The following is a 245-nucleotide window of genomic DNA, read 5'->3' as shown; positions in this document are numbered from 1 at the left end:
AGGCGATGGTGCTGATCCATGGCAGGTACTGGTCGGGGGCGAGCCCGCCCTTGGAGTAGCCGCCGCAGTCGCGGTTCGGGATGGCGTAGGCCACGAATACGGGAGTGGCTTGCTGACTGCGGGCGTCGGCGACGTCGTTCCGCAGTTCGGTGACCAGCCAGTCGCCCTGGAACCACTCGCCCAGCCAGACCGCGGTCGGGACCTCGGCGATCCGCGCGGCGATGAGCGCCGAGGCGGTGTCCCCC

At 70.6% G+C, this 245-nt stretch carries 1 protein-coding gene; it reads right to left on the bottom strand.

From position 1 onward, the window contains the following. Nucleotides 1-245 (bottom strand): glycoside hydrolase family 6 protein (locus SB719_RS21970; protein WP_412160007.1); only part of this gene is annotated, 245 nt, incomplete at both ends.

This window comes from Pantoea sp. SIMBA_079 (assembly GCF_046940275.1).
Classification (GTDB): Bacteria; Pseudomonadota; Gammaproteobacteria; order Enterobacterales; family Enterobacteriaceae; genus Pantoea; species Pantoea borealis.
The sequence above is the reverse complement of the archived record's forward strand: the minus strand, read 5'-3'. Positions and strand labels throughout refer to the sequence as shown.